The following is a 26,269-nucleotide window of genomic DNA, read 5'->3' as shown; positions in this document are numbered from 1 at the left end:
CTAAAATAGTTACGACTATATCGTGGCCGCGACAATACCACCACACTTGACGAAAGAGACAATCAGCCCCTGAAGCCGGCGGACGGGGCAATAACCTCCGCTGAGTCTTCAGTCCCGCCGACAACGTGCCCGGGGAAGGAAGGAGAAAACTTTCCGAAGGGGACCTTGGAATCCGCCGGTGCTTGCTGACACATTGAGCACTTAGCGAGGTCCTATCGAGCTTAGTGCAAAAGCGTGCGGTGGCAGGTCTTACACGAAGCGTCGAGTAGATGTGCCCCTTACAGGGCACACCCCTCACAGAAATCCGGACGTGCGGCTTTCCCGCATCCGGCTCTTTATAAGGCGCATCGTTCACTTCTATCATGCGTATACGTTGACATAGATTTTTGGCCGTTTGAGGGGATACTGTTTTAACAACTCCCTGTATCCCTCCCACGTATAGCTGTTTCTCTGGCTTCTTCGGTTCAGCCAGTAGTACAGCCGTCTTTTTACCCGGTCATAAAAACACCAGATACTTCGGCTATTATCTGTGATTCCGTAGTAATGGTAGTATCCAATTAAAATTTCGTTCAGCTTTTTGATGAGCTCCTTGGGGTCTTCATGTCTCTTCCGCTTCATATACGCGTTCATTTCCCGGCTCTTCTTCGCCAACTTCTTTTTACTGGTTTTCCTCTTCACTCTGAACTTCCCGTTCCGGTTCTCGCTACAGTAGTGTGTAAAGCCCAGAAAGTCGAATGTCCCCGCCTTTTTCCCTTCTTTTTGGCTGCGTTCCTTCGCATACCTACCGAATTCGATTAGGCGGCTTTTATCCTCTTCCAGGCTCAGACCAAAGTGCAGCAGCCTACGTTTCAACCGTTCATAGAATTCTTCCGCCTCCTCGTTATCTTGGAAGCACACTACAAAATCATCGGCGTACACCACCAGGCCGCAGTAGACTTTCATCCCCGGCTTCACCTTCTCCACAAACCACCATACCAGCACATAATGCATATACAGGTTTGCCAGCACCGGGGAGCATTCGGAGCCCTGGCAGCTTCCTTCCACGGTCTCATGGTACTGGTAATCCTCCAGGATTCCACTCTTCAGGATTCTCCTTACCAGGCGCGTGATATTTGGGTCTTTGATTTTGGATTCTATAAACCGTACAATCCAGTCATGGTCAAGATGTTGAAAGAAGGATTTTATATCTGCATCCAGTACATAATTCGTTTTCTCCCGTTCCAGCATCCCGTTCAGTTTCTTTATTGCCTGATGGCAGCTTCTTCCCGGACGGAATCCCATCATCTCTTCATAGAAATGGGGTTCAAACACGGCTTCCAGCAGTTCCTTTAACGCTTCCTGTACCAACTTATCCTCATCGCAGTAGATACTCAGCGGCCTCGTGTTCCCACTCTCCTTCGGCCTCTCCCCTTTTCTCGCTGCCTTTGGCTTATACGATTTCTTTTTCATCCACAGTACCAGCTCTTCCCGATTCCCTTCCTGCTTCTTCTCGTATTCCGCTCTGCTCACTCCATCGATTCCCACTACGTTCTTTCCTTCCATCTTTTCATTGCAGATCGTCAACCGCTCTTTGTTGATGAGATGCCCGATGGACGTAAATACCATGTCCGGATTTTCGCTTGACATCTGTGATATTCTCGCCAATTTCGTTTCCATCTTTTTTTCTCCTACCTCTGTGTGCAGTTGATGTTTCCTCTTTGATATTGCCTTATAAGGCAGCGCCGGGAGGATTCCCCGGCCCCTTCTCGACTTCCCTTTAGCGGTGCGGTTCCCCGCCTTTTCGGTACTATTCGGCCTTCCGACTGCCTGCCACCCGTTTGCCTCCCTTTCCGGTCGGCATACCCCTTCCCCACACAAGGAGGGGAGACGGCAGGCTCTCCCCAGTTGACATGATATCATTGTATAACATGATTGGCTCTCGGACACCGCAGCAGTGTGGAAAATCTCACCCTATCGATAAGCCCACATATTGCCTTCCACTACACTAAAAGCGTCGGCCTGCTGGATTTTCACAGCGTTTCGGTGCTCTATCACTCAACCCTATTACCTGGCTGTCTACGCTTAACTGGCCGCATTACTGTTGTCAGCCCAAGACTCGCTACCGGTGGTGTGGTTAGCACCTTGCCGGACAGGGTTTCCACCTGTTAAATATCACACCCTTTTCTGGGCGCACTAGCATCCGCTGCGCATTCCACAAGCGGGAGCGAGTCCCCGTAGGAATTTTTTCTCCTGGATTCCCCTTCACGACAACCTACAAACCGGGACTGAAGACTCATCCCCCCCCTCCCACCACCCCGTCCGCCGTCTTACAGAGGCGTCCTCGCATCTCAACTTCCCCATGGACTCAACCGGCTAAAGCGCAAAAAAACTCCCCCGGGGCTGCACATCATGCAGACTGGGGGAGTCTCATTCATTTATTCTTCAACCGTAGCGTACATAAAGTACCAGTATCCGTAAGGAGAATGCCATGTACCCTTTAATTTCGGGCTCTGTACCCAGAAGTCATTCTCGTATGCAACAGGCGCCATAGCGCTGTCTTTTAATGCCAGGTTCTCTGCCTCGTGAAGCAGTTTATAATGCTCTTCCTTATCAGCTGTTTCACGTGCTTTTTTAACAAGGGCATCGAATTCAGGATTGCTGTATTTACCATCATTGTTGCCGTTGCCTGTCTCTAACAGGTTGATCATGTTGGATGGATCATCGTAGTCATATACCCAGCCGTTACGTGCGATCTCAAAGTCACCGTTACGACGGGTTGGTGTGAAGGTAGACCACTCAACGATCTTGATGTCTGTGTTAACTCCAAGCTCTTTCCATGCGCTCTGTAAATACTCGGCGATTGGTTTGTGGTATTTAGCTTCGTTTGTCATATACTCGATGGTAGGGAATCCCTGTCCGTCCGGATAACCTGCCTCTGCGAGAAGCTGTTTTGCCTTCTCAAGATCGGCCTCGTAGTTATCTACGTTAAAGAAATCGCCGCCGTTGTTTGCTCTTGTAACTTCCTCAAAAGAAGAACCTGCCTCGACATCAGAAACACCAGGACCTACGAAGTTGGTAGCTGGAGAATATGTTCCCTGTGTTACTGTCTCGGCAATATATTTACGATCGATTGCAAGGCTTAATGCCTCACGCACTTTTGCATTGTCAAACGGCGCTTTCTGAAGATTAAAGGAAATATAGTAGGTTCCCATGATTGGAGCAATATGGAAATCTTCTGTTCCTGCCAGGCTTGGAACTTCCTCGGAAGGAATGTCTTTTGCCATCATAATCTCGCCTGTCTTATATGCACTGTAAGATGCGTTGGCATCTTCCATTAATACGAATTTAACAGTATTGACAGTAACCCTGTCTGCATCCCAGTAGTATGGGTTTTTCTCATAAAGGATATAGGATCCCGGAACCCATTCTTTCATTCTGAGTGCACCGTTTCCGACATATGTCTCAGGATTGATTGCCCACTGATCGCCATTCGCCTCGATGATGTCTTTCTTTACAGGGCTAAGTACGGCAAAAGCGGAAATCTTGTCATAATAAACACATGGGCTTGCAAGCTCAACAACAAATGTCTTTGCATCAGGTGCAGATACACCAAGTCCGTCTACTGCAGCCAGTGACTCTTCTTCTGTTGCATCTTCGCCTAAAGCCATGATTGCGTCATAACCTTTTACTACATTCAGCATGTCGTAAGCATATGGAGCCGCTGTCAGCGGGTTTGCAAGACGTTTGTAGGAATATACGAAGTCCTCTGCCGTCAGGTCGGAACCGTCGCTCCATTTTAAGCCGTCACGAAGGTGGAATGTGTAGGTTAAGCCGTCATCTGATACTTCAAAGGATTCTGCCTGTCCCGGCACAATGTTGTTCTCCTCATCGAAGGTCAGAAGCGTCTCATATGCGTGGATAATCATGTTGGCTCCGTCAATTGCGGAGTTTAACGCCGGATCAAGAGTCTCCGGATCAGGTCCGATCTGGACTGCAATGTCCACCCCGCCTGTTGATTCACCTGTTGCTGCTGTCCCCTGTTCGCTTCCCTGCTCACTTCCCTTTGTCGTGTCAGTTCCCTTAGAACCGCCGCCGCAGCCCGCGAGAACTGTGGTGGAAAGCATAGCTGCTGCTACCAGTAATGCTACTTTTTTCTTCATAATATCCTCCTTTGGATTTATATTTTAACCGGCTTCCCGCCGAAAGACGACGGTCTGTCGGTTAATTGCATAAAATAGACTCCCTTTAGCGGCATAATTCCTCTCCGCTGCTTCTTGGCAGCCGCTTACTAGTTTACCCGATCCAGGTGGTGGCAGGCCGCATAGTGACCCTTGGACACTTCCTGCCATACGGGTTCCTGTGCCGCACACTGCTCATCCGCATACGGGCATCTCGTTCTGAACCGGCATCCGGACGGCGGATTAACCGGGCTTGGAACGTCACCGCTCAGCACGATACGTTTCGATTCCCTGCTGGCTTTCGGATCCGCAACCGGAATTGCGGAAATCAGGCTCCTTGTATATGGATGGACGCTGTGGAACGTCAGCTCATAGCTGTCGGCCAGCTCCACCAGATTGCCCAGGTACATAACACCGATTCGGTTGGAAATGTGCTTTACAATTGAAAGATCATGGGCAATGAACAGGTAGGTCAGGCCCATCTCCTCCTGGAGTTCCTCAAACATGTTGACAACCTGGGCCTGGATGGATACGTCCAGAGCCGATACAGGCTCATCGCAGACGATGAATTCCGGGTTCACGGCCAGTGCGCGGGCAATGCCGACACGCTGTCTCTGTCCGCCGGAGAACTCATGAGGGTAACGGTTCGCATGCTCGGAGTTAAGGCCGACACGGCGCAGCATTTCGATAATGCGCTCCTGTCTGTCCTTCTTTCCTGATGCCAGTTTATGAATATCAATGGCCTCTCCTACAATGTCGGCCACGGTCATACGCGGATCCAGACTTGCATAGGGGTCCTGGAATACAATCTGCATTTTCCGGCGGTAGGGCAGCATGTTGACCGCCGTCTTTTTGCCGTATACCGGTTTTCCGTCCGCCATCTGAGGCTTTCCGTCTTCCCCGTACACCGGCACGTCGCCGCTGTCGAAAATAGTCTCCCCGTCATAGAGGATACGGCCGCTGGTCGGCTCATGAAGACGCAGAAGCGTACGTCCTGTCGTCGTCTTTCCGCAGCCGGACTCTCCAACCAATCCCAGCGTCTCTCCTTTATTGAGGTAGAAAGACACATTATCCACGGCCTTTACCACTTTTTTCTCAAACATCTTACTGCTGGCAACAGGGAAATACTGCTTCAGGTTCTGGACCTCAACTAATTTCTTATCTTCCATCACTTATTACCTCCCTGTGCTTTTTCAAATTCTGCTTTCTGAAGCAGCCAGCAGGCGCTGTAATGAATATCCGAGAGATCGGTATATTCCGGCATCTGGCGCAGGCAGATCTTCATACAGGAATCACACCTTGGTGCAAAAGGACATCCTGCCGGAGGATTCAGCATATCGACCGGGCTCCCTTCGATCGGGACAAGGCGGCTGTGCTCTTTTTCATTGAGCTTCGGAATGCTCCGTAACAGTCCCTTTGTGTATTCGTGGGACGGACTGTAGAAGATATCGTCCGTTGTACCATATTCTACCACTTTTCCGGCATACATGACAGCAATTTTATCACACATGCTGGCCACTACGCCAAGGTCGTGAGTAATCATGATGATGGCCATGCCCAGCTTCTCCTTCAGTCCCATCATCAGCTCCAGAATCTGGGCCTGAATGGTAACGTCCAAAGCCGTCGTCGGCTCATCGGCAATCAAAAGCTTCGGCTCGCAGGCCAGTGCGATGGCAATCATGACACGCTGGCGCATACCGCCTGAGAGTTCGTGGGGATACTGTTTCAGCCTCTTCTCCGGTTCATTAATTCCAACCAGTGTCAGAAGCTCTTTTGCCCTCTCCCTTGCCTCCTGTTTCGACTTCTTTGTATGTAAAAGAACCATCTCACAAATCTGGTTTCCTATGGTATATACGGGATTTAAGCTGGTCATCGGATCCTGGAAAATGATAGAAATCTCTTCTCCTCGGATTTTTCTCATCTGTTTCTCGCTCATCTCATCAATACGGTGTCCGTTGAATTCCAGGGTGCCGCCGATCAGTTTTCCAGGATATGCGGTCAGTCCCATCAGGCTGTACGCGGTAACGGATTTACCGGAACCGGACTCGCCTACGATTCCCAAAACCTCGCCCTCCTTCAGATGGATGGAGACGTCGTTTAATGCCTTTACCTCACCGGCCGGGGTGAAGAAAGAAAGGCGTTCGTTCTTTATATCTACTAAATACTCGCTCATTCTTCGTTCCTCCCTAGTTCTTCATCTTCGGGTCAAATGCATCGCGCAGGCCGTCACCCAACAGGTTAAAGCTCAGGATAATGATGGAAATCATAAAAGCCGGAGCAAACAGGCGGTGCGGATAGCTCTGGAGACCATTAATAGCGGCACTTGCAAGGCTGCCCAGGGACGGCATCGGCGCATTTACGCCAAGTCCCAGGAAGCTTAAGAAGCTCTCCGTAAAGATGGAGGACGGAATCTGAAGCGTTGTCGTAACAATCAGAGTACCGATACAGTTAGTTAACAAATGCTTTCTGATAATACGGCCGCTGGAAGCTCCCAGCGCCCTGGCTGCCGTCACATATTCCTGCTCTTTCAGAATCATGATCTGGCTTCGCACGATACGCGCCATGCCGACCCAGTAAAGGAGGGCAAACACGATAAAAATACTGATCAGGTTTACACCGATGACGCCGATCCATTCAAATCCGGGCTTCTGCGCCAAATCCTTTAGGGGATAATTGAGCACCGCCGCAAGGAGAATGATAATCAGTACATCGGGGACCGTGTAAATAATATCTACAATACGCATCATCACCATGTCGACCCATCCTCCGAAGAATCCGGAAATGGAACCGTACAGGGAACCAATCAAAAGAATGATTGCCGATGCCACAAGTCCTACCAGCAGGGAAACACGGCTTCCCATCATAACGCGGACCGCATAGTCACGTCCCAGGTTATCGGTGCCGAGAATGTGCGGGAATACTTTCTCCCCCGCGTCTATCTGCGCCTGCTCCGCCTCCGAATACTGCATTGGAGCCAGGTTGACGCTTGTCTTAATCTGCTGCTCATATTTATAAGGATAAACCGTTGGTACAATGAATGAAAGCACGAAGATAACCAGTACAACAATCAGACTGACCATGGCGATCTTATTCTTCTTTAAACGGCGCATTCCGTCCTGCCAGAAGCCGACGCTCTCTCTCATCACGACAAGGCTTTGTTTTTCACTTTCATCTGCCGGGAGGAAGTCGCTTACATCCATCTGAAATGATAATTTATTATTGTCCATCACATGTGCCTCCCTATTTCAGTTTTATACGCGGGTCGATAACGGTATATAAGATATCAACGACCACGTTCATTGTAATAATCAATGTAGCAAGGAAAATTGTAGTACCCATAATCAGAGGGTAGTCACGGCCTGTGATGGCGCCGATGAATTCGGAACCAAGGCCCGGGATCGTGAAGATCTTCTCTACAATAAAGCTTCCTGTAACCGTATAGGCAAGCAGGGGACCCAGATATGTAACAACCGGCAGTACGGCATTTCTGAGCGCATGCTTAAACACGCTGAAAAACCAGGTAACTCCCTTCGCCCTGGCGGTTCTCATGTAGTCCTGTCCCAGGACATCCAGCATGGAAGAACGCATCAGACGTGAAATATAGGAGGCCGGGTATAGCGCCAGCGCTGTAACGGGCATAATATAATGTTTCCACGATGTCAGTCCATATGTAGGCAGCCATTCAAGTTGAAACGACAGTACGTACATAAGCAGGGTGGAGATAACAAAACTCGGCACCGCAATTCCGCAGGTACTGAAAATAATGATAATGTTATCCGTCATCTTGCCTCTCTTAAATGCTGCGATACTCCCAAGTGGAATACCAACCAGTACGGCAATCAAAATAGAGATTCCTCCCAATTTTGCCGAAACCGGAAATTTTGTTTCAATAATCGAATTCACGGTACGGCCTCTCTGCTTTACGCTGGGACCTAAATCTCCGTGAAGTACTTTTCCCATATAAATTGTGTATTGCTCCGGAAGTGGTTTATCCAATCCGTATTTTTCCATCATCGCCTGCTGGGCCTGGGGTGTAAGGGCTTTCTCAGCCATAAATGGGCCGCCTGGTACCAGGTTCATCAGGAAAAATGTAAGAGTGGCTACAAGCCAGCATGTAACAACGGCCAGACCAATACGCTTTGCAATATATTTTGCCATGATATCTCTCCTTTCCTGTGAGTCGGGGTGGCAAAAAATGGACATATGAAATACATTTGTCACCCGTGTGCGGACATTGTCTGCTAAAAAATAAAATCCCATGGTTATCCGCCATGGGATTTTATTGATTGGCAATGAAAAGTTCATCGTTCCTACTTTTCGTTGTTATCTAGCATTACATTCCCATCTGTTTAGCTACTTCTTCTGCGAAGTTCTCTTCTTTCTTTTCAAGGCCTTCACCTGTCTCAAAGCGTACAAACTTCTTAACTGCCACTTTCGCGCCGTTAGCCTTAGCAACTTCTGCCACGTACTGGGATACGGTCTGTTTGCCGTCTTCAGCTTTTACATAAACCTGATCAAGTAAGCAGATCTCTTTTAATTCTTTGTTGATACGTCCTCTTACCATTCCCTCAATGATTTTGTCATTGGCGTCCGGTTTCTCGTTCTTAGCTGCTGCCGTGAGAATCTCTGTCTCTTTCTCGATATAATCGGCATCAACTTCGTCTCTGTTTGTGTATAATGGTTTTAATGCAGCTGCCTGCATTGCAACGTTCTTAGCCATCTCTTTGAGAGCGTCGTTTACTACGTCTGTCTCAACATCAACTAAAACGCCGATCTTTCCGCCTGCATGGATGTAGGAAGCAACAAAACCGTTAGCCTCTTCGATCTGTGCAAATCTTCTGATCTTCATGTTCTCGCCGATAATGGAAATCTGGGAAGAAAGAGCTTCTGCAACTGTTAAGGAAGGTTCCTTATCCCACTTCTCATTTAAGAAAGCGTCGATGTCTGCTGCTGTTGTATTGAGAGCCTGTGCCGCAACGTCTGCAACGTAGGTCTGGAACTTCTCGTTCTTTGCTACGAAGTCTGTCTCTGCGTTAACCTCTACAACTACTGCCTTCTTCTCATCAGCGGATAATGTAGTAGCTACGATACCCTCTGCTGCGATACGTCCGGCTTTCTTTGCTGCGCCTGCAAGTCCTTTTTCTCTTAAGAACTCAACTGCTTTATCCATATCACCGTCTGTAGCTGCAAGAGCTTTCTTGCAATCCATCATGCCGGCGCCTGTCGTCTCACGTAATTCTTTTACCATTGCTGCTGTTACTGCTGCCATTTTTAATTCCCTCCGTATATTTTTTCATTTCCAATTTCAGTGGTGTTCTGCCTGTCCTGAAACATTCAGCGGTAATTATGCCTCTGCTGCTTCAGCAACATCCTCGCCCTCGAATACAGGAGCTTCTGCTTCGCCCTGTCTTGCTTCGATAACGGCGTCTGCCATTCTGGAAACGATTAATTTTACGGCTCTGATAGCGTCGTCGTTACCCGGGATTACATAGTCAAGCTCTTCCGGATCGCAGTTGGTATCGATGATGCCGATTAACGGAATTCCCAGTGTGTGTGCTTCCTGTACGCAGATTCTTTCTTTCTTAGGATCTACTACGAAGATAGCGTCCGGAACTCTCTTCATCTCTTTGATACCGCCAAGGTTCTTCTCGAGCTTCTCCCACTCTTTCTTAAGAGCGATAACTTCTTTCTTAGGAAGAACATCAAATGTTCCGTCTTCAGACATGGTCTCGATCTGTTTTAATCTTCCGATACGGCTCTGGATGGTCTTAAAGTTTGTAAGCATACCGCCTAACCATCTCTCGTTTACAAAGAACATTCCACATCTCTCAGCTTCTGTCTTGATAGCGTCCTGAGCCTGTTTCTTTGTTCCTACGAACAGGATTGTGCCGCCGTCTGCTGCGATGTCTGCTACTGCCTTGTAAGCTTCATCCACTAAACCTACGGATTTCTGTAAGTCGATGATGTGGATGCCGTTTCTCTCTGTGTAGATGTACGGAGCCATCTTAGGGTTCCATCTTCTTGTCTGGTGACCAAAATGTACACCAGCTTCCAGTAACTGTTTCATTGAAATAACGCTCATGTTTCTTTCCTCCATTTGGTTTTCTTCTTCCGCCGTCTTCTTTGCTTCCTCGGGGACTCCTGGCAGAACAAAAAGGCCTGTTACAGCCGTTTTCCATCCTGTTTCATCGGAGCACCGTCCTTAAGAATCCGTCCGGCGTGATTTTTTAGCCTTTATACTATATCACAGGTAAATTTTTTCTGCAAGTGGTTTATACGCGAAAATACCGCTAAATTGTTGATTTCTGCTGGTTATTTTTATTTTTACAGGCCGGCTCATTTATTTTCAGGTGAAATCTTTTTTCCGTCACTCATAAAGCAGATATCCTGTGTAACCGTACTGAGGACTTTTGTTCCGCTTGCCCGGAACGCTTCCCTGATTTCGTCCTCCGGCTCCTGCGCGGTCACCACCGCGTATTCCGGTTTCAATGCTTCAATCAGTTTTACCCCTCTTTTGGAATTTCTTCCATGGTGAGCCGTCTTGTATACATTGACCTGGGGCAGCTCCAGTTTCAGAAGTTCCCCCAGGCGCTCCTTTTCGGCATCTCCTGCAAAAAACAGCGTCACGTCTCCGTGTTTCACCAGCGCCGCCAGAGAATAGTCGTTCGATTCATCATAATAGAATTCCTCCGGCGGGAAGACGCGGATATCCAGCTCGCCAAAGGTGAAAAGGCGGTCGCGGGACAGCGATTCTGTGGGGATATGCTCCGTCTCAAGTTTGTCGAGCAGATCCCGGTAAAGTGGCTTTTCCCCTTCATAATAGGGAGTGATAACCTCCGTTACAGGAATATTGTCCACAAGAAAAGAAGCGCTTCCGATATGATCCTTATCGGGATGGGTCAGAATCAGGCAGTCGATTTTATCCACATTCCTGTCCTTAAGTATTTCCAGAATATGGGCGCCGTCCTTTTCTTCTCCGGTGTCGATCACGACACAGTCCTCTCCGCTTAAAAGAACTGCACAATCCGCATCCTCCTGAGTCCCTGCAAAAATAAACTCGGCGTCTTTTGTTACTCCCCGGTTCTCCAGCAAATACCAGCCGCCAATCATGGCGGCGCATAATGCGCATACGCCGAGTACGCGCAGAAATAGTACGGCAATTTTACGAGCAGTTTCCATTCATACCTCCCTGTAGACGAACTTGTGCATAGACCTATCGAAATGCAGAGAAAATAAGTATGCCAAAATCAGTTAAATCCTCCTCTGTCCATCCACTGTACTTTTGACAATCACTTTTAAGCATGCTATGCGCCTCATCTTTATTACTCAGTGACCAGGCAGTCCAGCTGATTCCATGCTCCTTCATATAATCTATGAACGGACGGGCATTTTCCTGATATGTTATCGCTCCACTTCCTGGCCCTCCGTCCTGCAGATAAGCCTGTTCCCCAACGGAAGTTCCCCACTCGCTGACGAACACTGGAACTCCGCTTTCTACGATTGATTCGATCAGGTGGTTCTCACAGGCTTTTTCCTCTGATACATCGATATACCGGTGCATCGTATACATAATATTACCATACTCCAAAGGCTTTTCTATTGGTCCTGAAAAATCGGTACAATACTTCGGAGTTCCAACCAGGATTACCGCTCCCGGCGCATTGGCGCGTATCACCGGTATTACTTTATCCGCATAACTTCTGATATCTTCCCAGCTCGTATCACCATTTGGTTCGTTGCATATCTCATACAGAATCGCTGGATTGTCACCATAGTGGCGGCTGATTTCATCAAAAAATAATACCGCTTCTTCCACATACTCATTGGGATTGCCATCCTTCAAAATATGCCAGTCTGCAATTGCATACATGTCCGCAGACAGAGCACTTTCTATACCCATATAGAGATAGTCAAGGCTCTGTTCAGGATTTTCAATATATGCGCTATGAGGCTCCGTATACATCGCAATCCTCTGCACATTGGCTCCTGCTCCGGCCAGTGTCTCCATGGCACCCCCGTTCAGATATCTGGGATACCAGGTGATCCCATGGCTGCTGGTTCCACGTAAAACCATCGTATTTCCCTTTTCGTCCTTCAGGGCGGCACCGTCCACATGCAGGGCGCCATGGGAGCTGACTCCCGGACCTTCTGCCCCTTCAGCGGTTTTACATCCGCAAAGTATGGCCAAGGCTGCTGTAAAACCGCTTAATAGCAACACATTTTTTAAATATCTCATGGTGTTTTCTCCATTCCAAAAGGAAGTGCTTCCCCCTTCAGATCCTCAGGAAAAAGTGAGAGGATCACATAATCATAGTGATTTTTTCCCAAGAATTCATCCAACTCTTTCTCACTTATCCGCAGTGTCCAGAGCATGTCAACCTGTTTAAAGGATTGGGCCAGAAAAGCTCCCACTGGTGTTGCATATGAATCCCGTAGTAAAAGGATTTTTTCTTTAGATTCCGTTTCTAAATTCTGAATTGAAACATATTCGTCAACACCGTTATGCAAATAAACCCCTTCCGCGCTTCCATTATAGATATCCTTAAAGTTCTTTTTCTTCTTATCAATTGCGAGCAAGGATTTCTCAAAATTTCCTGTGTATGTTAAATAGTTATTCAACCTCCCACGGTATAACAGATAATCCCCCTCATTTTTCGGATAAATTACCGTATAATCTTCTGTCCCGCCAGCAAATATTCTACCCGTTTCACGTCCCTGTGAACCCAGCATATAACCAGGAAGTGTTATTTTATTATAATTGTCAAGGTTACGTAATTCATAATCAGGATCTGGGACAGCATTAAAAGATTTTTCCATCCATTCCAGAATCATACAATATCCGGAAAAAGCTGCAATAGGAGTCCAATGGTGATCTGTTCGGAAAAAAGCTTCCTTTCTTGTAAGTCCACTTGCTCCGCATATATCACTTAAATCCAGCATAGGTACTTGATAATAACGGAGCCATGAAACATAATCACCAGCTAATTTTGAAAAATCATTATAGGGTATCCCATAATATCGCTCTGATTCTTCAGGTAACTTCATTGGAAAAATCACGACACCCATTTTCGTTCCTTTTTCCTCTAATAAATCGTGTAATCTACGGGTTCTTACGGCCAGTTCCTTTTGATCATCACCAAAACCACTCCAAAAATTGCCTCCATAAAGCATTCCATCTTTTCCAATAACATTTGAAAAAGCATTTTCTTCTTTTTTCCCCATCATAAGCTGCAACGCCCCATATCCTTCAATTAAAGGATAACGAAAGAGCAATTCCTCACTCATCTCTTCTTCAATCGCAGTAATTGCCTGTTTCGGTTTATGAAAGTCCAGCTTCTCCTCCCTCAGCTCTTTCATCACCACCGGTCCCTTGCAAATAAGATTAAGAGCTGAAAAGGAGAACAGGCATATTAAAAATAATACGGAAAATAGGGACTTTCCCTTTTTATTGTTTTCTTCCATATTTCTCCTCTCTCCGGATTAGAAATTAAAATAAATAAAAGGATTATAACCACTCTTGGAAATATAGATTACCGATATTACAAACACCACCGTCATTCCCAGCGGATACAGCAGCTGGGCCCGTTTCGGATACCTGCCATACCATCGCATACCGGCCTGTTTTATGGCAGGCGTACACAGCAGAATACCGGCTACCCACAATACCGCATATTCTTTCAAAAACATCCAGGTATATGGACTAAAAAATCCGTTCTGATTCATCCAAAACATATTTCCAAGATATTCCTTCAGTTGATAAAAACTCTCACAGCGGAACAGTACCCAGCCCATATTAATTACGAAAAGAGCATAAATGTGTCTCCATATCGATTTTCCTTCTCTCTTTTCCAGTTCAAACAGGCGTTCCAATACAAGAAATGCAAAATTAAGAAGTCCCCAAAAAAGGAAGTTCCACGCGGCGCCATGCCACAGTCCGGTCAAAATCCAGACAATCAGCATGTTGTTTATCATCTTGCTTTTATTTTCTACCCGTGAACCTCCAAGGGGAATGTAAACATACTCCTTAAACCATGTTCCAAGCGAAATGTGCCATCTTCTCCAGAATTCCCCTATAGAACGTGAGATGTAAGGATAAGAAAAGTTTTCTTCAAACTGGAAGCCAAACATTCTTCCTAGGCCTATTGCCATATCCGAATAAGCGGAAAAGTCGAAGAAAATTTGTAGTGTATAGGCAATAGACCCCAACCAGGCAAGTGTAACCGGTATAGCCATAATCCTGTGTCCCGCATTTGTCATCGAATAAATATTATCTGCAACGATAGCAAAAGAATTTGCCAAAACCAATTTTTTAGCAAGCCCCTGGACAAACCGTACACATCCGGAAGAAAATAGTTCCCATGAATGAGTACGGTGTTTTATTTGCTGTTCAACCGTATTATACCGCACAATCGGTCCTGCTACCAACTGCGGAAAAAAGGAGATATACAGAGCCACATTCATCAAATTTTTCTGAACTGGGGTCGTTCCCCGGTAAACATCAATTACGTAACTAAGCGCCTGAAATGTAAAAAACGAGATTCCAATCGGCATCAGCAAAGCCATAGAAAAGTTCAGCTCCGTCCCCAGAATCCCATTCAGGACAGATAGCACAAAATTCCAATATTTAAATAAAAACAATGCTCCAAGATTGCCGGTACAGCCGACAAAGAGCCATAATTTCCCGGCGCTCCTCCATCTTGCAAGCGCAAGAGCCACAGCCCAGTTAAATACGCAGCATCCAAGCAGGAGTACAACATAATATGGTTCTCCCCATGCGTAAAAAATCAGGCTTGACAACAGCAGGAAGGCATTTCTTAACCCTACACTAAACCGGAACACTGTATAATAAAGTGCCAGTACGGCAGGAAGAAAATAAAATAAAAATACAATACTGGAGAAAACCAAATTTGTTTACCCCTTTCAGCTTACTTTATCACGTTTCTCTTCTACCTGGGCAAATAACAGATCAAAGGCATCTGAGAAAAGCAGTTCTTTCCAGTTATCCAGTCGGTAAAGTCCGGCCTTGTTCCCCATTTTAACACATTTCATAAGGGAATCGCTTCCTGGAATCCGTATCTCCAACACCTCAGGCAGAGTTGTTTCTTCTTTAACCAGTAAATACTCATAATTACAGTTCTGTACATATACCTGTTTTCCGTCCACAGTATCCATCATCCTGTTCAGCTCAATACGTGGAAGCTGTCTCTTAGAATTTTCCGCATGGGCGGAACGCTTCTGGACATTCAGGAAGATATCATCAATGATACTTACTGACGGGCTCATTGTTTTCGCCAGGCTGTGATCGCGGTCATACAGGATTTGGAAATAGCTGTCCTTGTTCTGATCGTCCACATCGGTAATCTGAATTCCGTATTTCCACTTATCACCCTGTTTCTGGACATGTACACAGTGTGCTCCCAACTCCGATTCATACCGTTCCGTCTTAAGCCGGAGCGTCATCTGCTCTTCGCCATGGGGCATATAGATGGATTTATCACACAGCACTGCCAGCCCCGTCTCGGACAGGTCTGTGGTTACACCGTAAAACTGTTTCCCCTGATAGGAAATTTCAACCGGGACGCGGACATAGAATCGGTCTGTCGTCCGGAGATTCCGACGCCCCGACATGAAGAAAAGAGCCATAACAAGATGCTGTGCATTTAAGGCCAGCCAGTATATTAACACAGCTGCACCAAAATTGCCAGACTGGAAAGCACTCCTTGCCGCAATGACGAGCGCCACTACATCAAAGACCAGCAGAATCGTCTGCGGTATTGCCAGCATCATATCCGAATGTCTGGCCGTATCCCTCGTTTTACTTGTGACGTTAAATTTCTTCTGCCTGATAAACAGTGTCTCCAGTAAGACGGGTATAATCATATATGGGAATATTACGGTATCTACAGTGTTACTCCATCGCTTGTTTCTTATCTTGCCGGATGTTACTTTCAGGGCCTGATTGTAAAGGACATAGGAGGGCAGCCAGATGAAAATTAATTCCTTAAGACTGCAGATTACAACCGGAATGCCAAACAAAATAAACAGAATCGGGGAGATGATGTAGATAAATCTCCTAAAAAATGTCCACCAGTACATCCAACATGCCAGATAACTAATCTTTGCATTCAACTTTATATGAGGGTTAAACAGTAGATTCGTCCGGCGCAGGGAAGTGATGCATCCTCGCCCCCACCGTACACGCTGCTTAATCAGGTTATCAATGTCTGTCGGGGCAAGCCCGTGTGCAAGCGTTTTATCGACCGCATAGCACGAATAGCCTTTTGCCTGGATTTTAATCCCCGTTTCGAAATCCTCTGTGATTGTACCAGTTGCAATTCCTCCAACCGCATCCAAGGCATCTCTTGAAATCAGCGTATTGGAACCTGCATAAATCGGTGCATTGGCATTATTTCTACCAACGTTAATTTCACGGAAGAAAAAATCCTGTTCATTGGGGATTCTCGTTTCACTAAAGAAATTATACTGGAACATATCAGGATTATAAAAACTCTGGGGAGTCTGGATAAAGCCGATTTTGTACTTTTCATCCATCTCCTCTTCCGTGCGCTCCGCCCAGGTTCCGTCATCCATCTTCTTCATACGCGGAAGAAAAATATAAGGAACCGTTTCCATTAGAAAATCATGGGTAGGAATCATATCTGAATCAAATGTCACTATCCATGGGGAAGATGTTTTACTCAGCGCATGATTTAAGTTTCCAGCTTTGGCTTCTTTATTGTCAGCCAGCCCAAAATATCCCACCTTCATTTTTTTTGCCAATTCTGCCATCTCAGGACGGTTTCCATCATCGCAGATATAAATATGTACTTTCTTTTTATCGGGATAGTCCATATGCCTGCAGCCATTCACAGTCTTATAAAGAAGTTCCGTCTCCTCATTGTGGGTTGCAATCAGTATATCTACATCGGGATACCATTCCTGCGGTACTATGGGCATATCCGGAGCCGATTTTTTCCCCAGCCTGGCAAAATGCTCTGTTCCTTCCAACATGGAAATCGTTTCTGAAACTGCCAGAAAAATCCCGCAGACAGTCGCCAGCCATCCGTAAACGTTATGATCCGGGATGGTAAAGAAAAGACGCCAGATGATATAGACTGTCATACTGACAAGTGCCACCACAATCCAGAATTTTTCCTTAGTCCCCTTCTGGTTCTGTTTTGATATTTTAATCTTCTTTCCCATTCCTGCCACCTTCTATCTGAGTCCATCTCTGGTTCTCTGAACCAGAATGATTGATACAAAAAAACTCAAAATTAATAATACAGCTAAACTGTTACTCCGCCATTGTTTTCCTTCCCAGGGTACATAAATCTCATGTATGTGCTGATCCATGTATGATGCGTGCAGGGATGCAAAATCGATAAGTCTTTGCACTTCCCCATCTGTGTCACTGCGTACTCTCTGCACCGACAATCCTGTGCCTTTTTCAGTTAAATCATCCAAAGGGTTTTTTTCGTACTCTTCGCCCCATCTTGAAATATCTCTTTTAACTGCATTTCCCAGAAATATGAGGGCTTCTGTTGACACCTTCTCTACATATTCATCCGATAATATATTTTTGCGTAATGCTCCATACCGTTCGCAAAGCTTGTTTACAAATACCGGATCCTGAATCATACGCTCAAACCATGGCCTTTGCTTCATAACTATATAATTATAATCTGTTAAAAAATGCGAGCCGTTATCCAAGGCACCATCAAAATCCCAGACAGGTCCCATTTTTATTTTTCCGCCAATATCTTTATAAAAATAGGTAGAATGTAGCCCAGCGTCATAACTGGTCAGATATTCATTAATTATAAAGTAATCACAAAATGATTCCATATCAATCATCTGCCTGTATTGAATGAACTCTAACCAATCATCGGAGTACAGCGCTTTTTCCAGTTCTGATATTTCTTCCGAAATTTTCTGTATCGATTGTTTTGTTATTTTATCCTCTTTAGGATAAACGGCACTGACCACCGCATCATTCTCCCATTCCAGTTCCCAGCTTTTTCTTTTTTCCGGGAAATTGTCAAGATATGTAGGAATCGATACTGCAGACGCATCGTAACGATCGCGTTTCAGGAGATAGGGAATTGAAACAGCGCCAGGAGAATACCGGCTGATTTCTACCCTTCCTTCTCCACGCTCGATAGGCTCCATCATCATATACAAACCATCATAACGATATGTGCCGCCGTTTTTTATAATAACCTCACAGTATCTTAAATCAGGTGTATAAGGCTGCATTTCTCCCATCAAATTCATGGCCAGGTAAGTTCGAAGATAAGAACGGTCAACCTGAGTTCCATTCAAAATCCAATCATCCGAAGTATCCATTCCTAAAAGTGGCTTTCCGGATTTTTCGCCTGCTTCATTAAGCAGTTTGATTCTGTACTGATGTTTTGGGAGCAGCGCCGAATGGTTGCCTCTTACTTTTATTTTTCCGGATGATGTGATTCCAGGCAAATCTCCGATATGATTCACAGAATTTTTGTTATCAATAACTGATATTTGTATCTGGGTATACACATCAATTCCCTCCGGATATAACATGGCATCCGTCTTTTTGTCATAGTACTTATAATTCACAATCTCTTCCCCACCCGTATCAATAATAACGAGCGGCAAATGCGAAGTAAAATTCCCATCCACCATAAAGTCTTCGGGAACCGAGTCAGTCCCCAGCGTCGGATCGGCCGCGGACGCCAGTTCATGATGCCACACCCGCTCTTCCTTTTTGTCGATTGCCTGATATTTCCACATTCCGAATCCCGCACAGACCGCCACGCTGAACAAGATCATGGCAAAGGCCGCTTTCCACTTTGCACCCATACTTAAGTCACTCTTTCTTTTTTGTCCGTTTTTCTGTCATTTATGCAGAAATTTCATCGTTCTGGCCTACAAGGTTTACTTCCATAACCCCTTTCTGTTCCAGAAGCTTCTGGCTCACTTTTCCATTCTGCCAGATTTTTACCTGTTTTTCAGACAGCTCATAGATATACTCCATGCTTTCCCTGCCCTGGTTTTTAACGCAGAGGCGTGCTTTTCCCTTAAGAGGCTCCTGAATCATGTTCTCCACCTCACCGGCCATATCCGACTGGCCCCTCACAATCAGCAGATACCTTGTATTGCTGCGCACGCCGCCGATTACCAGCATCAGAAGAAATATGATTACACTGCCGATAGATGCAGTCACAAAATCAGAAATCCCGCAGCAGATTCCCACTGCAATACACCAGAAAATATAAGCTGTATCCCTGGTATCCTTGATTGCAGTACGGAACCTGACGATCGACAATGCACCGACCATACCAAGGGACAGCGCTATATTATTTCCAATTACGCACATAACCATTGTCGTGACGATTGTCAGCATCCAAAGAGATACATTAAACCGTGCATTATAGACCGCTCCCGAGTGTGAAAAACGGTATGACAAAAAGATAATAAACCCGATTACCAGCGCACTGAAAAAGTTAATCAGCAGTTCCTGTACCGACAGGCTTCCCGCATGGTTTGTTATGTAATATAAAAGATCTTCATTCATGAAATAGTTCCTCCTAATCCAAAATAACGTGATGCCGTATATTTGCTGCTGGCTGACTCCGTAAGTTCAAACGGAGAAAGCGCAGTCCTGATGTAATCCAACAGGAAGTGATTGTATTTTACTTCCAGTGTCGTTTCCCCGGGAGTTGTGACCGGATAAAATGGAATTGACTTCTGAAACAGATTAAACTGCCCTTCCTGCGATGATATCTGACTGTCCAGTGTGAGCCTGATATCATTGGTTGGTATTGTGAATGCAAGGCGTTGATACCGTATCATGCATTTGGGCCTGTATACTTCCTCCTCCATCATTGTATAAAACAATCTTGGAAGTTCCCCCTCATATTTCATAAGGCAGCGGTAATCTCCCTTTATCATGCTCTCGGCATCTGCCTTCGAAAGAAGCAAACTCTGCTTTCTCTGTTTCGCTCCCTGCTTCCGCTTCCATTCCAGCTTTATTGTATCGCCCTCCCCGTAAACCCGGAGACGGATTTTCTTTCTGAATTCCACTCCGCTTTCTTTTTCGCGGTAATCCCTGTTATACAAAGAGTCAAAGTAGAGTGAATTCACAACATAAGGCCGTGCATTTCTGCAATTTTTGTCAAATGGCATAATATACGACAGCCTGGCTGCAATCTGCCCTGCCACAGCAGGAGAAACCTGATATTTTTTCTCAGTGCGCAGAACATCTAAAAACTCTGCCATAATCCTGCCCTTCCTTCATCTTTCCTTGTTTTTTACCAAAATTGTTTATATTTTACCGAAACAAGTCAACTATATCAAATAAATCAGGCCTTGTAAAGATTATGTAAGATTTGTGTAATGCTTTATTTTACCATTCTATTCATGAGTAAATGATTTGATATGTCTATATTACAGATCTTTATTTGCAAACCCGAACAGACTGATTCTAAAATATTGAATATTAGAGGAAATTTAAGATAAATATATCGTGGAAGAGATACTGATATAAAAAATCAATATTAGAAATGTGGTTGAATAAGGCAGACATCCCTTTTTGAATGTCTGCCTTATGATTATATATTTAGTTGTTCAACAACTTCTGGTATATCTTGTTATCCTTATCTGTAAATACATTAAAAATAACCCGGCGGACAGATGAGTTCCGCTCCAGAAAACTGGTGACCGTTTTCACCGCAATTTCTGCCGCCCTCTCCTGGGGAAACTGAAATACTCCTGTTGAAATGCAGCAAAATACTATCGTTTCCAAATGATTTTCCACTGAAAGTTCAAGACATGAGCGATAGCATCCTGCCAATAAGTCACAGTCCCGTTTCTGCAGTGGGCCGGTTATAATCGGACCTACCGTGTGTAATACGTACCGACTGGGAAGATTATATCCCGGTGTGATTTTTGCGGCGCCGGACGGTTCCTCTTTGCCCTGTTGCTGCATAATTTCATTGCATTTAAGACGGAGCTGCACCCCTGAGAGCGAGTGGATCATATTGTCAATGCAGGAATGGCATGGCTGAAAACATCCTAAAAGTGAGCTGTTTGCCGCATTTACGATTGCATCGGCCTTTAACCGCGTGATATCTCCCTGCCATAGAAAAATTCTCTTATTCAGATGTGACGGTTCAAAACTGCAGCAGTCAATCACCCCACGCTGTCTGACAAGTTCCGATAAATATTCATTCTGAACCTCTAAAAAGGATTGAGATACCGGCCGTGGAGGCCGAACATTCATAAGTGAGCGTATTACAGTCCATTGCTCTTTTTCATTATCCGGAACTTTTATACTGCCATATTCCGGCATATCGTTTATCAAACTCTGAATCAGGAAATATGCCTGTTCCTTTTTTATCATCTTCTGCCGCCTCCATTCCTTTTACTCTTCCCCCTTTGTATTATCGTTTCTCCTCACTCCGGTTCCGCGTCCTGTCTTCTCATTTCCGTCAGAACCGCAGCAATATCTCCCCGTATACAGACAGAACGCTCCCCTATCTCCCCGGGTACTGCACCTCCATCCAGATTGATACATGCATAGCGTGCTTTCGGATTCTGATATGTCATCTGCCAAAATGGATATTTGATGATAGCCGGAGTATTCATCCCCACCCCCAGTTCCAGAAACAGAAGATCCTCCCGCAGATTTGACGCCAGAAAGTGTTTATATCTTTCCGCCGCCCGATGCCATTCCTCATCCTCCACAAAAAAGCCGTCGCAGCGCAGATTCACTTCCATCTCTCCGCCGCACACCGGACATTTCGGCACCAGATGCGCGGGAATGCGGCAGTTCGTCTGCTCCCTGACCATAGCCCGGACCTGGGCTTCATTGTCATAAAGTTTATTGTGGCAGGCTTTCCGGCACTGGAACTTGCCGTAATCCCCCTGGGTGGCAAAAATACGGTCCGGTTCGAACCCGGCCAGCCAGAACTGGTGATCTACATTGGTGGTCAGCACAAAATAATTTTTCTTTTTCACAAGCTCAAACAAATCCAGGTATGCCCCGCCCGCCGGCTGATCGTACCGGTTACAGTATATATGCCTGCTCCAGTATGCCCATTTCTCCTCCTGGGTGGCAAAGGGATAGAACCCGGCGGAATACATATCTTTCATGTGATACCGCTCTATAAAGTCGCTGAAATATCGGATAAACCGCTCCCCCGAATAGGATAGCCCCGCTGCCGTGGAAAGCCCGGAACCCGCGCCGATGACAACCGCATCCGCAGCATCGATCCACCTTAAAAGTTCCTTCTCTTTCATCTCACACCCGCCTTTTTACAACCGCCTCAAAGGGACAGATTTCATAACAGTTTCCGCAGTGCAGGCAGTGCTCCTGCAAAATCACGCAGGGGGACGCTTCTATATTAATGCATTTCTGAGGACATTTGGAATAACAGAGCCGGCAGCCGCGGCACCGTTCTGTAATCAAATAACCTCCTGCAGCACCAGGAACCTCCTCTTTGTCCGTCTTTCCAAGTAGAAAGGAGTCTCTCGTAATCGGTTTCGTGGACAAATCAAAGAATTCTCCCCGGCCTTCATAGAGCTGAAACACTTCCAGGGCCGTTCTGCTGTCCTCATCCGGGTAAATTTCAGCCATATAGGGGTTTTCTTCAAAAACCTGAGAAAGCAGTCTGCCGCCGGTATTCCTCACCTTTCCCCGCACGGAAACAGCCTTCTTTTCCATCGAGCCCGCTCCGCCCGTCATCCCGCTGACCGCCACATATCCCGTATCCATCAGCTGACGGTAAAACTCCTTCCCCTTAGCCGTAATGAAATAAAGACTGTCTCGATCCACAAGCATAATGTCGATCACCCTCGTTACAGGCAGTCCTTCCCCATCGGTCGTGGCAAATACGGCAGAGTGGATTTCATCCTTTAAGATTCTGAGATAGTCCTCCGTTCTCAATGACAATCACCCCCTGTTAGAATTCATACGGCGGGTTTCCCGAAAAATCCGCAATCACGCCATGGGGATTTTCCAGATAAAAGACTTCAAAGATCGGGTTCGACGCCGTTTCATACTGTCCCTTCACAATCGGGTTTGCCATACATGCTTCTTTGATTGCCATATTATTCTCAAATACCGCCCGGCCGTGCAGCCTGAGCCAGGCAAAACTAGAATCGGAAACGCTGATTTCAATTTCAGGATTTGCCTGCATGTCCTTATATACATCCTTCCGGTTATTGGTGCAGAACCATAACTTACCCTCTTTTTCAAAACAGAACATAAACGGACGGCACTTTGCTTTCCCGTCCCTTCCAACGGTTGCCAGATACTGAACCGGGTTTGCCTGTAAAAATTCTACTGTCTTATTCATAATAGATTACTTCCTTTCCTTCCCTCAAAACTGTTGAAAAGTACGCTTCGCGGACTTTTCGTTGCCATTCAATAAAAGCGGCCGCTTCTTATGATTCCATAATAAAGCAGCCGGCTTCGTTTGCAAAGAACGCACTTTAAAGTGGGATAGGTACCCAAAAGTAAGACAGTTACCGCGGAGTTTTATAGTATCCAAAAGATACCATCAAAAGAACCCCCTGTTCTCAATCCTGTTTTTCCCTGCTCTGATAAAGATACAGCCACGGCGCGTCAACCGGAAGGTTCCCGAAGTCTTCCCTGCCGTACTCTTCCATCCTCCGGCCCCGGCCCACACGGATCAGACGGTCGGCGAGAGCCAGTGAATCGGCCAGGTTGACCGCCAGTATCACCACGCCGATCCCCTTATCCAGAAAGCGTTCGAGAAGCTCCCATACATGGATTCGGATGGCTACCTCCGCTCTCTTAAAGGGCTGGACGCAGAAAACCACCTTCGGATTCTGAACCAGGATTCTCATGTATATCAAATCATATTTTTGCTTATGGGACAATTCCTCCACCCTCAGGTCAAAAACCTCCTCCCCCAGCAGACCGGCATATTCCTGTCTCAGGCTCTTCTTGATTTTATTTCTGAGCCAAACATCGTGAAACCGGTGATCCAGGGTAAAACAGAGATTATCCAGATAACTTAAGTTAGGAAACAGCATTGTCTGCACCGGAACCTCCTGTATCACGGCAATCCGGCGATCCGGTTTCTGTTTAAACTCCTCGCTGCAAATCCACATTTTTCCCAGGTCCGCCCTTTTTCCCCCGGACAGCACGGCCAGGAGATCCGGCAGAATCCGGTTGTCGAGATCCTGTAAAACCAGGCATTCCCCCGGAGCCACGGCAAAACTCAAGTCCTTTACCTCGCCGTAACAGAGATTCTCCGCCCGGAAGGCCGGTTCCTCCGTATCTGGATGTACCGTTTTCTTTGAAATCTGCTCGCTGACGCGCCTGTCAAACCCTTTTGTCCAGCGGTACATATAGGTATCCGGAATATGCTCCGAGAACATGAAATATTTGATAATCTGACCGTTCTGCATCACGGCCGTGCGGTCGCAGATCCGCTTTACTTCCTCATAATGGGGAGCGACATAGAGAAACGACATCCCCTGATCGGCATAATGGCGGATAATCCGGTGCAGCTTCTGAAGCTCCACGTCACTGATAAAGGAACTGATATCGTCCAGGACCACGAGATAATTTCCCGCCACAACCGCTTTTAAAAGCTCCACCACAAACCGCTTAAAGGGGGACAATTCCTCAATATAGGCATCCGCGTCAATGTCCATATCAATGTCCATGAGAAACGGCTGGAGCTGCTGTTTCAGAATCTTCGGCTGCATCAGCCGCTTTCTGAACCCGGGACGCAGCACAAAAATATTGTCGGCCACCGTGAGACCCTCGGCCAGGCAGCTCTTGTTCTGGATTATGCTGATCCGGTTCGTCCCCGAGTCGGAGAATCGCCAGTGGTTCACCATTTTCTCGTGATAATAAACATATCCATAATGAAGCGGAAGGTTCTGCCTGAGAAGCTTGATGAGCGCAGAAATCCCATGGCGGTTCACGGGCATGAGTCCAAGAATCTCACCCGCCCGGATCGACATGCTGAAATTTTCCAACTGGGTCACGCCGTTTTCCCGATATGTGACCCGCTCCATTCTCAGTGTTTCTTCCCTCATTATTTCAATGCCTCTTTGTTCTTGATTTCCCTGTCACTCGTGATGGCAGGAAGTGATATCTCCACATCCGTTCCCACTCCGGGCATGGAAAATACGTGAAGTCCGTATTCCTCGCCAAACAGCAGATGAATCCTGTTATTTACATTGACAAGGGCAATTCCTCCCTTGGTCTCCGAATTCTGCGATGCAAAAGCCCGTCCGCTCTTCTCCAGCCGTTCGTTCATCCTGGCCAGGGACGCCTCGTCCATCCCGACCCCGTCGTCGGAGATCCGGATCAGCAGGCGTTTTCCGCTGCGCTCCAGATGGATGGTCAGATGGCCGCTCCCGATTTTGCACTCCGTCCCATGGATAATACTGTTTTCCAGAATCGGCTGCATCGTGAGCTTCGGCAGACGGCAGCAGTAAATCTCCTCCCGATCGTCGGGATCGCACTCCACCGACAGGCTCAGGCGCGTGCCGAACCGGTACTGCTGGATCCTGAAATACGTCTCACAGTTCTGAAGCTCTTCCTCCACGGACACCAGGTTTTCCACCTTGCTGATGGTATATCGGAAAAATGTAGCGAGCGCTTCCGTCATCTCCGCCACACTGTCAAGCCCGGCAATGAGCGCCTCACTCCGGATGCTCTCCAGGGTATTGTAAAGGAAATGGGGATTTATCTGGTTCTGCAGGGCCAGGTACTGGGCCTGCCTCTTATTCAGCTTCAAAAGCTCCGATGAATCCATCATGTCCGTCATGCGCTCCAGCAGGCGGTATCCGGCCGGAGTAGGCGCAACGTCATACAAATCACCTATCTCCATGGTCGTATAACCATCCGTAAAAAGCCTCATCGTCTTCTCAAACCTCAGATACGGTTTGACCACATAATAAAAAGACGCGCCAATCAGACAGAGGAACACGGCCAGCGCCAGAAAGAACGGCCACAGGGGCGCCTCCTCAAAAATAATCATTTTCAGGCACATGAGCAGCAAAAAGAGGATCAGAAGCGCTCCCGATACGGCCAGCGCCGATACTCTGTATGACAGAAATTTTGTCTTCTTTCTATCCATTTA

22 protein-coding genes are annotated in these 26,269 nt (G+C 46.5%); all 22 read right to left on the bottom strand.

Going from position 1 to position 26,269, the window contains the following annotated elements:
• Positions 1 to 360: 360 nt before the first annotated feature.
• The 22 genes from ltrA to EJL91_RS13665 all read right to left on the bottom strand — a co-directional run bounded on the left by ltrA (position 361) and on the right by EJL91_RS13665 (position 26,266).
• Complete coding sequence (gene ltrA, locus EJL91_RS13770) at positions 361 to 1,656, bottom strand: group II intron reverse transcriptase/maturase (protein ID WP_125142533.1); 1,296 nt, start codon at positions 1,654 to 1,656, stop codon at positions 361 to 363.
• 758 nt (positions 1,657 to 2,414) lie between these two features.
• Complete coding sequence (locus tag EJL91_RS13765) at positions 2,415 to 4,139, bottom strand: peptide ABC transporter substrate-binding protein (protein WP_125142532.1); 1,725 nt, start codon at positions 4,137 to 4,139, stop codon at positions 2,415 to 2,417.
• A gap of 128 nt (positions 4,140 to 4,267) precedes the next feature.
• A complete protein-coding gene (locus EJL91_RS13760; protein WP_206429500.1) occupies positions 4,268 to 5,326 on the bottom strand; it encodes an ABC transporter ATP-binding protein in 1,059 nt (352 codons plus the stop codon).
• Positions 5,326 to 6,330, bottom strand: coding sequence for an ABC transporter ATP-binding protein (locus EJL91_RS13755; protein WP_125142530.1), 1,005 nt, complete (start codon positions 6,328 to 6,330; stop codon positions 5,326 to 5,328). The genes EJL91_RS13760 and EJL91_RS13755 overlap by 1 nt, the downstream gene beginning before the upstream one ends.
• Positions 6,331 to 6,343: 13 nt before the next feature.
• On the bottom strand, positions 6,344 to 7,384 hold the full coding sequence (locus EJL91_RS13750; RefSeq protein ID WP_125142529.1) for an ABC transporter permease: 1,041 nt from the start codon (positions 7,382 to 7,384) through the stop codon (positions 6,344 to 6,346).
• Positions 7,385 to 7,397: 13 nt separating this feature from the next.
• Positions 7,398 to 8,315: an ABC transporter permease gene (locus EJL91_RS13745; RefSeq protein ID WP_125142528.1), complete on the bottom strand. Its 918-nt coding sequence runs from the start codon at positions 8,313 to 8,315 to the stop codon at positions 7,398 to 7,400.
• A 175-nt stretch (positions 8,316 to 8,490) separates the two neighbouring features.
• On the bottom strand, positions 8,491 to 9,426 hold the full coding sequence (tsf, locus tag EJL91_RS13740; protein WP_125142527.1) for a translation elongation factor Ts: 936 nt from the start codon (positions 9,424 to 9,426) through the stop codon (positions 8,491 to 8,493).
• Between the two features lie 75 nt (positions 9,427 to 9,501).
• The gene (gene rpsB, locus EJL91_RS13735; protein ID WP_164516844.1) at positions 9,502 to 10,239 is read right to left on the bottom strand and encodes a 30S ribosomal protein S2; all 738 of its coding nucleotides are present in this window, start codon (positions 10,237 to 10,239) and stop codon (positions 9,502 to 9,504) included.
• A gap of 254 nt (positions 10,240 to 10,493) precedes the next feature.
• A complete protein-coding gene (locus tag EJL91_RS13730) occupies positions 10,494 to 11,336 on the bottom strand; it encodes a ComEC/Rec2 family competence protein (RefSeq protein WP_125142525.1) in 843 nt (280 codons plus the stop codon).
• A 34-nt stretch (positions 11,337 to 11,370) separates the two neighbouring features.
• Positions 11,371 to 12,393, bottom strand: coding sequence for a glycoside hydrolase family 5 protein (locus EJL91_RS13725; protein ID WP_125142524.1), 1,023 nt, complete (start codon positions 12,391 to 12,393; stop codon positions 11,371 to 11,373).
• Positions 12,390 to 13,619: an alginate O-acetyltransferase AlgX-related protein gene (locus tag EJL91_RS13720; protein ID WP_125142523.1), complete on the bottom strand. Its 1,230-nt coding sequence runs from the start codon at positions 13,617 to 13,619 to the stop codon at positions 12,390 to 12,392. Before EJL91_RS13720 ends, EJL91_RS13725 begins: the two co-directional genes overlap by 4 nt.
• An 18-nt stretch (positions 13,620 to 13,637) precedes the next feature.
• Entirely contained in the window at positions 13,638 to 15,062 is a 1,425-nt protein-coding gene (locus EJL91_RS13715) for an MBOAT family O-acyltransferase (protein WP_125142522.1), read from the bottom strand.
• Positions 15,063 to 15,077: 15 nt separating this feature from the next.
• The gene (locus EJL91_RS13710) at positions 15,078 to 17,360 is read right to left on the bottom strand and encodes a glycosyltransferase family 2 protein (protein ID WP_243125343.1); all 2,283 of its coding nucleotides are present in this window, start codon (positions 17,358 to 17,360) and stop codon (positions 15,078 to 15,080) included.
• Between the two features lie 12 nt (positions 17,361 to 17,372).
• Positions 17,373 to 18,998, bottom strand: a complete 1,626-nt coding sequence (locus EJL91_RS13705) for a CotH kinase family protein (RefSeq protein ID WP_125142520.1) — start codon at positions 18,996 to 18,998, stop codon at positions 17,373 to 17,375.
• Between the two features lie 40 nt (positions 18,999 to 19,038).
• Positions 19,039 to 19,713: a DUF4956 domain-containing protein gene (locus EJL91_RS13700; RefSeq protein WP_125142519.1), complete on the bottom strand. Its 675-nt coding sequence runs from the start codon at positions 19,711 to 19,713 to the stop codon at positions 19,039 to 19,041.
• A complete protein-coding gene (locus EJL91_RS13695) occupies positions 19,710 to 20,417 on the bottom strand; it encodes a polyphosphate polymerase domain-containing protein (protein WP_125142518.1) in 708 nt (235 codons plus the stop codon). The genes EJL91_RS13700 and EJL91_RS13695 overlap by 4 nt, the downstream gene beginning before the upstream one ends.
• A gap of 340 nt (positions 20,418 to 20,757) precedes the next feature.
• Positions 20,758 to 21,540, bottom strand: coding sequence for a protein-ADP-ribose hydrolase (locus EJL91_RS13690; RefSeq protein ID WP_125142517.1), 783 nt, complete (start codon positions 21,538 to 21,540; stop codon positions 20,758 to 20,760).
• Positions 21,541 to 21,593: 53 nt separating this feature from the next.
• On the bottom strand, positions 21,594 to 22,439 hold the full coding sequence (locus EJL91_RS13685; RefSeq protein WP_125142516.1) for an SIR2 family NAD-dependent protein deacylase: 846 nt from the start codon (positions 22,437 to 22,439) through the stop codon (positions 21,594 to 21,596).
• Position 22,440: 1 nt separating this feature from the next.
• Complete coding sequence (locus tag EJL91_RS13680) at positions 22,441 to 23,085, bottom strand: 4Fe-4S binding protein (protein WP_125142515.1); 645 nt, start codon at positions 23,083 to 23,085, stop codon at positions 22,441 to 22,443.
• A gap of 16 nt (positions 23,086 to 23,101) precedes the next feature.
• Positions 23,102 to 23,497 carry a pyridoxamine 5'-phosphate oxidase family protein gene (locus tag EJL91_RS13675; RefSeq protein WP_125142514.1) on the bottom strand — a complete coding sequence of 132 codons (396 nt, stop codon included), beginning with the start codon at positions 23,495 to 23,497 and terminating at the stop codon, positions 23,102 to 23,104.
• A gap of 223 nt (positions 23,498 to 23,720) precedes the next feature.
• Positions 23,721 to 25,217 carry an ATP-binding cassette domain-containing protein gene (locus tag EJL91_RS13670; protein ID WP_125142513.1) on the bottom strand — a complete coding sequence of 499 codons (1,497 nt, stop codon included), beginning with the start codon at positions 25,215 to 25,217 and terminating at the stop codon, positions 23,721 to 23,723.
• Positions 25,217 to 26,266: a sensor histidine kinase gene (locus EJL91_RS13665; protein WP_125142512.1), complete on the bottom strand. Its 1,050-nt coding sequence runs from the start codon at positions 26,264 to 26,266 to the stop codon at positions 25,217 to 25,219. The genes EJL91_RS13670 and EJL91_RS13665 overlap by 1 nt, the downstream gene beginning before the upstream one ends.
• Positions 26,267 to 26,269: the final 3 nt, after the last annotated feature.

It is taken from the genome of Clostridium transplantifaecale (genome assembly GCF_900626075.1).
In the GTDB taxonomy this organism is placed as follows: domain Bacteria; phylum Bacillota; class Clostridia; order Lachnospirales; family Lachnospiraceae; genus Otoolea; species Otoolea transplantifaecalis.
The sequence above is the reverse complement of the archived record's forward strand: the minus strand, read 5'-3'. Positions and strand labels throughout refer to the sequence as shown.

Bases quoted from the DNA above. Each gene is read 5' to 3' on its own strand.
- EJL91_RS13690 (WP_125142517.1), bottom strand. From the start codon at position 21,540: ATGATAAAAAAGGAACAGGCATATTTCCTGATTCAGAGTTTGATAAAC.
- ltrA (WP_125142533.1), bottom strand. From the start codon at position 1,656: ATGGAAACGAAATTGGCGAGAATATCACAGATGTCAAGCGAAAATCCG.
- EJL91_RS13765 (WP_125142532.1), bottom strand. From the start codon at position 4,139: ATGAAGAAAAAAGTAGCATTACTGGTAGCAGCAGCTATGCTTTCCACC.
- EJL91_RS13700 (WP_125142519.1), bottom strand. From the start codon at position 19,713: ATGAATGAAGATCTTTTATATTACATAACAAACCATGCGGGAAGCCTG.
- EJL91_RS13720 (WP_125142523.1), bottom strand. From the start codon at position 13,619: ATGGAAGAAAACAATAAAAAGGGAAAGTCCCTATTTTCCGTATTATTT.
- EJL91_RS13730 (WP_125142525.1), bottom strand. From the start codon at position 11,336: ATGGAAACTGCTCGTAAAATTGCCGTACTATTTCTGCGCGTACTCGGC.
- EJL91_RS13670 (WP_125142513.1), bottom strand. From the start codon at position 25,217: ATGAGGGAAGAAACACTGAGAATGGAGCGGGTCACATATCGGGAAAAC.
- EJL91_RS13745 (WP_125142528.1), bottom strand. From the start codon at position 8,315: ATGGCAAAATATATTGCAAAGCGTATTGGTCTGGCCGTTGTTACATGC.
- EJL91_RS13750 (WP_125142529.1), bottom strand. From the start codon at position 7,384: ATGGACAATAATAAATTATCATTTCAGATGGATGTAAGCGACTTCCTC.
- EJL91_RS13755 (WP_125142530.1), bottom strand. From the start codon at position 6,330: ATGAGCGAGTATTTAGTAGATATAAAGAACGAACGCCTTTCTTTCTTC.
- EJL91_RS13725 (WP_125142524.1), bottom strand. From the start codon at position 12,393: ATGAGATATTTAAAAAATGTGTTGCTATTAAGCGGTTTTACAGCAGCC.
- EJL91_RS13760 (WP_206429500.1), bottom strand. From the start codon at position 5,326: ATGGAAGATAAGAAATTAGTTGAGGTCCAGAACCTGAAGCAGTATTTC.
- EJL91_RS13665 (WP_125142512.1), bottom strand. From the start codon at position 26,266: ATGGATAGAAAGAAGACAAAATTTCTGTCATACAGAGTATCGGCGCTG.
- rpsB (WP_164516844.1), bottom strand. From the start codon at position 10,239: ATGAGCGTTATTTCAATGAAACAGTTACTGGAAGCTGGTGTACATTTT.
- EJL91_RS13710 (WP_243125343.1), bottom strand. From the start codon at position 17,360: ATGGGAAAGAAGATTAAAATATCAAAACAGAACCAGAAGGGGACTAAG.
- tsf (WP_125142527.1), bottom strand. From the start codon at position 9,426: ATGGCAGCAGTAACAGCAGCAATGGTAAAAGAATTACGTGAGACGACA.
- EJL91_RS13685 (WP_125142516.1), bottom strand. From the start codon at position 22,439: ATGAAAGAGAAGGAACTTTTAAGGTGGATCGATGCTGCGGATGCGGTT.
- EJL91_RS13695 (WP_125142518.1), bottom strand. From the start codon at position 20,417: ATGGCAGAGTTTTTAGATGTTCTGCGCACTGAGAAAAAATATCAGGTT.
- EJL91_RS13675 (WP_125142514.1), bottom strand. From the start codon at position 23,497: ATGAATAAGACAGTAGAATTTTTACAGGCAAACCCGGTTCAGTATCTG.
- EJL91_RS13705 (WP_125142520.1), bottom strand. From the start codon at position 18,998: ATGGGTGCAAAGTGGAAAGCGGCCTTTGCCATGATCTTGTTCAGCGTG.